Raw genomic sequence first — 2602 nt, 5'->3', positions numbered from 1 at the left:
GCCGTGTCCTCGTCTGACGCCGAGGACACGGCCCGGAAGCCTTTCGGAAGGCGCGGATCCCGTGTGGTCGGCACGCGACCCGCGCTTGGCCCCAGAGGGTGCCCGCCACTGCGCCGGAAAGCCCCGATCGGATACTAACCGCGCCTGCTTCCCTCTTTCCGCGAATAGCGCCAAATAGGACGCCCTTCGCGCCATCATCAACGCCACCTTAAGGCAAAGTTAAAAAGGTAAGAGCCGGTGCCAGGAAAAGCCGCGGCGAGAATTCGGTGCCATAGCGCCGCAGGCAGGACGCTGGCGCCGCAGGCAGGACGCTCCGCCACGATCAACTGCCGGTCTTGTGGACCGCATAAGAAGACGAACCGGGGCGAGAGCGGGCGGGCCACTGGCGCCGACTTAACATTGCCCGTCGGGGGAGTGGCTTCCCTTCTCGCACAAGAATCTGTCCTGCCCGCCACTGCCGCTCTGCCGCCAGGGCCACGCCCCCAGAGGCCGGCCGCACCGCCCGGTCCAGCCGGTGGCCGACCACCCAGGGCTCGGACCTCCGAGACGCCTGCGGCCCAGGGCTCGGACCAGCGAGACGCCTGCGGCCGACGGCCGCCGAGGTGTCGCAGGTAGAGGTGCGGTACGGCTGCGGGGAGAGGTGCGATGCGGAGCGGGCACGACTGGTAACGTCCAAGGGGTTGTGCCAAGCCGGGGAGCAGGTCCCGGAACGAACCACCGATGTCCGCAGTTCCCCCGGTTACCCCATAGACTTGGCGCGCATGGGCGCGGAGCCGGTCATTCGGCGTGCCCGCCCTGTCCGCGAGCCAGAGAGACTGACACAGGCTGAGCAAGCGCGTCGAACGCCGCGGCCGAGACAGTGCCCGATCAAGGAGACCTACCCCAGTGAAGACCGATGTCGAGGAGCTGACCCCCACGCGGGTCAAGCTCACCGTCGAGGTTCCGTTCGACGAGCTCAAGCCGAACCTCGACAAGGCGTACCAGGAGATCTCGCGCCAGGTGCGGATCAAGGGCTTCCGGCCCGGCAAGGTCCCCGCCCGCCTGATCGACCAGTACGTGGGGCGTGGCGCGGTCCTCCAGGAGGCCGTCAACGACGCCCTGCCCGAGCTCTACGGCCGCGCCGTCGAGGAGAAGGAGATCTTCGTCCTCGGCCAGCCGGACGTCGAGGTCACCGAGCTCGACGACAACGAGAAGTTCGCCTTCACCGCCGAGGTCGACATCCGGCCGAAGTTCGAGGTGCCGGACTACGACGGCCTCGAGGTCGTCGTCGAGGACGCCGAGGTCACCGACGAGAAAGTCGCCGAGACCCTCGACTCGCTGCGCGAGCGCTTCGCCTCGCTGACCACCGTCGAGCGCGCCGCCGAGAAGGGCGACTTCGCCACCATCGACATCGCCGCCGAGATCGACGGCGAGTCGGTCGAGGACGCCGCCACCTCCGGCTACTCCTACGAGGTCGGCAGCGAGGGCGCCATCGAGGGCCTGGACGAGGCCGTCACCGGCCTGTCCGCGGGCGAGTCCAAGACCTTCACCTCCAAGCTGGTCGGCGGCGAGCGCGCCGGCGAGGACGCCGAGATCACCGTCACGGTCCAGTCGGTCAAGGTCAAGGACCTGCCCGAGGCCGACGACGAGTTCGCGCAGCTCGCCTCCGAGTTCGACACGATCGAGGAGCTCCGCGAGGACGTCCGCACCCGGCTCGGCCGCCAGGTCCGGCTGCAGCAGCTGTCCGACGCCCGCGACAAGGCGCTCGAGGCCCTGCTGGAGAAGGTCGAGATCCCGCTGCCGGACGCCGTCGTCCAGCAGGAGGTCGACCGCCGCTACCAGCAGCTCGACCAGCAGCTGCAGATGGCCGGCATGACCCGCCAGGACTACCTCAAGGACGAGGAGAAGACCGAGGAGGAGTTCGACCGCGAGGTCAGGGACGCCTCGGCGCTCGCCGTCAAGGGCGGCTTCGTCCTCGACCAGCTCGCCGTCCAGGAGGAGCTGGGCGTCGAGAACGAGGAGCTCAGCGAGTACGTCGTCACCCAGGCGATGCAGATGGGCGTCGCGCCCCAGCAGCTCGCCCAGTACCTCACCGAGAACAACCAGCTCCCGGCGATCGTGTCGGAGGTCCTGCGCAGCAAGGCCCTCAACCTGATCGTCGAGCACGTCACGCTGAAGACCGAGTCCGGTGAGACCCTGGACGTCGAGGCCATCCAGCGCGAGCTGGACGGCGGCGAGACCGTCGAGGCCGGCGAGGACGTGGCCGAGGAGGCCCAGGAGATCGCCGACGCCGCCGCCGACGCGGACGCCGCCGACGAGGCCGACCGCGAGGAGGCCCGCGAGGCCAACGCGGAGGCCGAGGCCGAGGCCGACAAGAAGGACGGCGGCAAGGACGCCTGACCGTCCCTCTGACGCCCGCGCGCCCCGCAACCCGTCCCGGGTCGCGGGGCGCGCGCGTTGACGGCGCCCCCGCCCCCTGGAGCGCCGCGCGCCCTCACCCTCCCTGAGTGCGGTCTCCCCGTCTCCCCTGAGCGCGGCGCCCTCGTCCTCCCTGGGCCCCGCGCCGTCGTCTTCCCGGAGCGCCGCGTCCCGCCCCTCCCCGAGCGTCGTGGCCCGCCCCCTC

1 protein-coding gene is annotated in these 2602 nt (G+C 70.4%); it reads left to right on the top strand.

The window, feature by feature from the left end; translation table 11 throughout:
* The first annotated feature begins 885 nt into the window (after positions 1-885).
* A complete protein-coding gene (tig, locus tag DZF91_RS25155; protein WP_117359708.1) occupies positions 886-2379 on the top strand; it encodes a trigger factor in 1494 nt (497 codons plus the stop codon).
* Positions 2380-2602: the final 223 nt, after the last annotated feature.

The organism is Actinomadura logoneensis, assembly GCF_003428695.1.
In the GTDB taxonomy this organism is placed as follows: domain Bacteria; phylum Actinomycetota; class Actinomycetes; order Streptosporangiales; family Streptosporangiaceae; genus Spirillospora; species Spirillospora logoneensis.
Note: the sequence above shows the minus strand (reverse complement) of the source record. Positions and strands in the feature narration are given on the sequence as shown.